This is a genomic window from Micromonospora foliorum, from assembly GCF_022229015.1.
Lineage (GTDB): Bacteria > Actinomycetota > Actinomycetes > Mycobacteriales > Micromonosporaceae > Micromonospora > Micromonospora foliorum.
In genome coordinates, this window is the sequence record NZ_JAKKFF010000098.1 from 1 (window position 1) to 5,563 (window position 5,563).

Below are 5,563 nucleotides of genomic sequence, written 5' to 3' on the forward strand. Positions count from 1 at the left end.
GCGACCAGCAGCGCGGCCAACGCGCCGGGCAGGTGCGGCGGGCCGGCGAAGAGGGCTGCCAACGCGCCGGCGCCGAGCGCCGCCGCCGCGAAGACCACCGCGAAGGAACGGGTCGCACCGACCTGCCAGGCGCCGGGGCGCTGGTTGGTCGCGGTGGCGACCGCGTCCACCACGTCGTCGAAGACGATCTCCGGTGCGGCGTCGGACCGGGGGTTGAAGTAGAGCACCTCGCCGTCGCGGACGCTGAGCTGCGCGGCGGTACGACCACCGTCGAGGGGCGCACCGCCCAACCGGGACAGTGCCCAGCCGCCGTGCCGCGCACCCTCGTCGGCCATGTCCTCGCCGGCGTAGCGCAGGAGAGTGGGGAGCAGGTCGGCCAGCGGCACGTCCGACGGCAGCGCCAGATCCATCCGGGTACGCGGAGCCACGATGGTGATCCGGCTCAGACCACCGGTCGCCGTCTTCGTCGCCACTGTGGCCTCCAGGTGTGCGTCTGTGATCGGCTGTCTGTGATGCTGCGGTCCGGGTCCACCGCGCACACGGCAGATTACCTACGATGACGGCACGTACGATGCCCACCCACGGGCGGTGTTCCGCGGGCCGTACGTCATCGGGGCCGCTTCTGGGGAGGAGACAGCCGTGAGCACGGTGGTGTTCCGCCGGCTCCCGCGTCAGCCGGGGCCGGCCTTACCGCGCGGCGAGGTGCTGCTGGAGTCGCCTCCCGAACTGCCCGAGCCGACGCCCCGCGGGATGGGGCAGCTGCTCATGATCCTGCCGATGTTCTGCGGGGTCGGTGCCATGGCGTTCCTCTACGCCGGCAAGGGCGGCGGCATGATGACCTACGTCGCCGGTGGGCTGTTCGGTGTCTCGATGCTCGGCATGGCGATCGGTTCGCTGGCCAACAGTGGTGGCAAGGACAAGGCCGAGCTGAACGCCGACCGCCGCGACTACATGCGCTATCTGGCCCAGATGCGCAAGCGCACCCGGCGTGCCGCCGAGCAGCAGCGGGCGGCGATGGCCTGGCGGCACCCGGAGCCCGACGCGCTCTGGTCGATCGCCGCGTCCCGGCGACTCTGGGAGCGGCGGATCACCGAGGACGACTTCGGCGAGACCCGGATCGCCCTCGGCCCGCAGCGGCTCGCCGTGGAGATCGTCCCTCCGGAGACGAAGCCGGTGGAGGACCTGGAGCCGATGAGCGCCATCGCGCTCCGCCGGTTCGTCCGGGCACACTCGACGGTGCCCGACCTGCCGACGGCGCTGTCGGTGCGCGCGTTCAGTCGGGTGGTGCTGCGCGGCGACCGCGAGCCCGTGCTCGACCTGACCCGGGCGGCGCTGGGGCAGTTGGCCACCTTCCACGCACCGGACGACCTGGTGATCGCGGTGGTCGCCGCACCCGACCGGCAGTCGTCCTGGGGCTGGGTGAAGTGGCTGCCACACGCCCACCACAGTGGTCGTACGGACGCGGCCGGCGCGCGCCGGCTGGTCTTCGCCAGCCTGGCCGAGGCCGAGGCGTCGCTCACCGCCGAGCTGGCCGGTCGGCCTCGGTTCGCGCCGGAGGCGAAGCCGCTGACCACCGCCCCGCACCTGGTCGTCGTGATCGACGGTGGGGAGATCTCACCCACCTGCCAGCTCGTGGGCCCGGGGCTGCTCGGCGCCACCGTGATCGACCTCTCCGGCACGGTGCCGCGCGACGCCGGCCGCTGGCTGCTCTGCCTCGACGTGGGCGACGGAAGCTCACTCGACCTGGTCCGGGGCAGCTCGTCGTCGACCCTGGGTCGGCCCGACCGGCTCAGCGCCGAGGCCGCCGAGGGGCTGGCCCGTCAGATCGCCCCCTTCCGGCTCTCCCAGCAGCAGACCGGCGGCGACGAGCCGCTGGCCCGCAGCACGGAACTGCCGGACCTGCTCGGCGTGGGTGACGCCGCGGCGGTGGACGTGCAGAACACCTGGCGTCCGCGTGGTCACCGCGATCGGCTGCGCATCCCACTCGGTGTCGGCCCGGACGGCAACGTGGTCGAGCTCGACTTCAAGGAGTCGGCGCACGAGGGCATGGGCCCGCACGGTCTGGTGATCGGCGCGACCGGCTCCGGCAAGAGCGAGCTGCTGCGGACGGTGGTGGCCGCGTTGGCGGTGACCCACTCGTCGGAGGAACTGAACTTCGTCCTGGTGGACTTCAAGGGCGGCGCGACCTTCGCCTCGCTGGAGGCGCTGCCGCACACCAGCGCGGTGATCACCAACCTGGCCGACGAGCTGCCGCTTGTCGACCGGATGCGCGACGCGCTCGCCGGCGAGATGGTGCGCCGGCAGGAGCTGCTGCGCGCCGCCGGCAACTACGTCTCCCGCTTCGAGTACGAGAAGGCGCGCTCGGCCGGTGAGCCGCTGGCGCCGATGCCCAGCCTGTTGATCATTTGTGACGAGTTCAGCGAACTGCTCGCCGCCAAACCGGACTTCATCGACCTGTTCGTGATGATCGGCCGGTTGGGTCGGTCCCTCGGCGTGCACCTGCTGCTGGCCAGCCAGCGCCTCGAAGAGGGCAAGCTGCGGGGCCTCGACACGCACCTGTCGTACCGGATCGGTCTGCGGACGTTCTCCGCGGTGGAGAGCCGGATCGTGCTCGGCGTGCCGGACGCGTACGAGCTGCCGAACGCGCCGGGCCACGGCTACCTCAAGACGGACACCAGCACGATGCTGCGGTTCCGGGCCGCGTACGTGTCGGGGGCGTACCGGGCGCCGGGGCAGCAGGCCTCCGCCTCGCAGGCGCTGGTGCAGCGGCGGATCGTGCCGTACGGCCTCGACTTCGTGCCGGTGCAGGTCCCGCAGGTGCCAATGGACACGGCCCCGGAGCCGGAGCAGCCGGCCGACGGCAAGGCCGTGGCGATGCTCGACGTGCTGATCGACCAGCTCAAGGGTCGGGGCCGCCCGGCCCACCAGGTGTGGCTGCCGCCGCTTGCCGACCCGCCGGGCCTGGGTGAGCTGCTCGGCCCGCTGGCGGTCGACCCGACCTACGGGCTGTGCACCGCGTCCTGGCCCGGGCGCGGGCGGCTGACCGTGCCGGTCGGCGTCGTGGACCGCCCGTACGAGCAGCGCCGGGACCCGATGATGGTCGAGCTGGCCGGGGCCGGCGGCAACGTGGTCATCGTCGGTCGGTCGCTCAGTGGCAAGAGCACCATGCTGCGTACGCTGCTCGCCTCGCTGGCGCTCACGCACACGCCACGGGAGGTGCAGTTCTTCTGCCTGGACTTCGGCGGGGGCGCGCTGCGCAGCATGGAGCGGTTGCCGCACCTGGCCGGGGTGGCCGGTCGGCGCGACGTCGAGGCGGTCCGCCGGACGGTGGCCGAGGTGGTCGCCGTGCTGGACGAGCGGGAGGCTCGTTTCGCCCAGCACGGCATCGACTCGGTGGCGAGCTACCGCCGTCGCCGCGCCGCGGGTGAGTTCGCCGACGACCCGTTCGGCGACGTGTTCCTGGTGGTGGACGGGTGGAACACGCTGCGCCAGGAGTACGAGGAGTTGGAGCAGACCATCACCACGTTGGCCAACCGGGGCCTCGGCTTCGGTGTGCACGTGGTGCTCACCGCCGTGCGGTGGGCGGAGATCCGGATCAACATGCGGGATCTGCTCGGCACCAAGTTGGAGCTGCGCCTCGGCGACGCGTCGGAGTCCGAGATCGACCGCCGCGCGGCGAACAACGTGCCGGAGAAGTCGCCCGGTCGGGGCCTGACCCGGGACAAGCTGCACTTCCTCACCGCCATCTCGCGGATCGACGGTCGTCGCGACATCGACGATCTGAGCGAGGCGTCGCTGGCCCTGGCCGGGCACGTGGCGGCGAACTGGCCGGGCCGCCCCGCGCCGAAGGTGCGGCTGCTGCCGCGCCGACTGCCGGTGGCGGAGCTGGCCCGGATCATCGACCGGTCGGCACCGGGGCTCCCGATCGGTGTCAACGAGTCGGCACTCGCGCCGGTCTACCTGGACCTGGCCAACGAGCCGCACCTGACGGTCTTCGGCGACGCGGAGTGCGGCAAGACCAACCTGCTGCGTCTGATCGCCCGGGGGATCACCGAGCGGTACACCCCGGCGCAGGCCCGGCTGGTGATCGCCGACTACCGGCGTGGCCTGCTGGGTGCCGTGGAGGGTGACCACCTGCTCGACTACGCCCCGTCGAACCAGGCGTTCGCCCAGGGGCTCGGGTCGATCCGTAGCGCGCTCTCCAACCGACTGCCCGGCCCGGACGTGACCACCGCCCAGCTGCGCGACCGGAGCTGGTGGAAGGGTCCGGATCTGTACATCCTGGTGGACGACTACGACCTGGTGGCCTCCGGCGGCAGCAACCCGCTCAGCGCCCTGCAGGAGCTGTTGCCGCAGGCCCGCGACATCGGTCTGCACCTGATCGTCACGCGCCGGGTCGGCGGTGTGTCCAGGGCGCTCTACGAGCCGGTGCTGCAGCGGCTGCGCGAGTTGGACTCGCCGGGCCTGCTGATGTCCGGCAACCGGGAGGAGGGCGCGGTCTTCGGCACGTTGCGACCGAGCCCGCAGCCGCCCGGCCGGGGCACCCTGGTTCGCCGTCGCGATGGCCAGCAGCTGATTCAGACCGCCTGGTCTGAGCCGGCCTGAGCGGGATCGACCGTTCGGTAGGGGTGGTGGGCCGTCTCGGCCCGATTCACCACCATCCATCGAACGTCACCGGTCAGGGCTGCGAGGGCTGGACAGGTTCCGCTACGGTCTTCACAGGAGTGTCCGTCGGTGGGGTGTTGCTGCCTTGCCGCGGGGGAGGGTGCGGCGAAGCCGCCACCACAACAGACGGAAGGGTGTGAAGCATGGCGTTCGAGGTCGAAGCTGCGACTCTGCATACCGCCGCGAGTGACGTGCGGTCCACGCGCAGCGAGGTCGACGGCGAGCTGAAGAAGCTGTGGAACGTGGTCGACGACCTGGCCATCGCGTGGAAGGGTCAGGCGTCCACGGGCTTCCAGTCGCTGATGACGCGCTGGAACGAGGACACCGTCAAACTGCTGACGGCGATGGACAGCATCGCTGACCTGCTCGACAAGTCGGGTACGACGCACCAGGTCAACGACGAAGAGCAGCAGCAGATGCTGGACAAGTTCCACTCTGCTCTCAACCCGTGATCCGCAGCCGGCAGAGGAGGAAATCGTGACGATCAAAGTTGACTATGCGGTCCTCGAGAGCAGCAACCAGCAGATGCAGGCCATCTCGAAGACCCTCGAGGAAAAGCTTGACACGCTGCGGTCGATGCTGACCAAGCTGCACTGGGACGGCGAGGACCGGGTTGCCTACGAGCAGCACCAGGCGAAGTGGGACGCGGCGGTCCGGGACATCAACCGGATCCTGAACGAGATCGGCGGTGCCGTGGGCATCGCCCGCGAAAACTACCTCACCACGGAGATGAGCAACTCCAAGGTGTGGAGCTGAGACATTCGTACGAGCGGCTCCGGTCCGGTTCGCCCGGCCCGGAGCCGCTCTGCGTTGGCGGCTCCGGGTTGGCGTAGGCGTCGGCGCCGCGCCGCGGTGCGCCGCTCAGCCGGCGGTTGGCGCGTCGGTGCGTCGGCCGGGG

General features: G+C 71.2%; 4 protein-coding genes. 3 read left to right on the forward strand and 1 reads right to left on the reverse strand.

The features are described 5' to 3' along the window. On the reverse strand, window positions 1-473 hold a 473-nt coding region (gene eccD / locus PSH25_RS09275; RefSeq protein WP_238658624.1), incomplete at its 3' end, for a type VII secretion integral membrane protein EccD. A gap of 166 nt (window positions 474-639) precedes the next feature. Here eccD and eccCa point away from each other — a divergent pair. From eccCa to PSH25_RS09290, 3 genes are all read left to right on the forward strand, one after another. Further along, window positions 640-4,605: a type VII secretion protein EccCa gene (gene eccCa, locus PSH25_RS09280; RefSeq protein ID WP_238658625.1), complete on the forward strand. Its 3,966-nt coding sequence runs from the start codon at window positions 640-642 to the stop codon at window positions 4,603-4,605. A gap of 203 nt (window positions 4,606-4,808) precedes the next feature. Further along, window positions 4,809-5,117, forward strand: a complete 309-nt coding sequence (locus PSH25_RS09285) for a WXG100 family type VII secretion target (protein WP_030329557.1) — start codon at window positions 4,809-4,811, stop codon at window positions 5,115-5,117. Window positions 5,118-5,142: 25 nt separating this feature from the next. Beyond that, the gene (locus tag PSH25_RS09290; RefSeq protein WP_030329555.1) at window positions 5,143-5,421 is read left to right on the forward strand and encodes a WXG100 family type VII secretion target; all 279 of its coding nucleotides are present in this window, start codon (window positions 5,143-5,145) and stop codon (window positions 5,419-5,421) included. The last annotated feature ends 142 nt before the right edge of the window (window positions 5,422-5,563 follow it).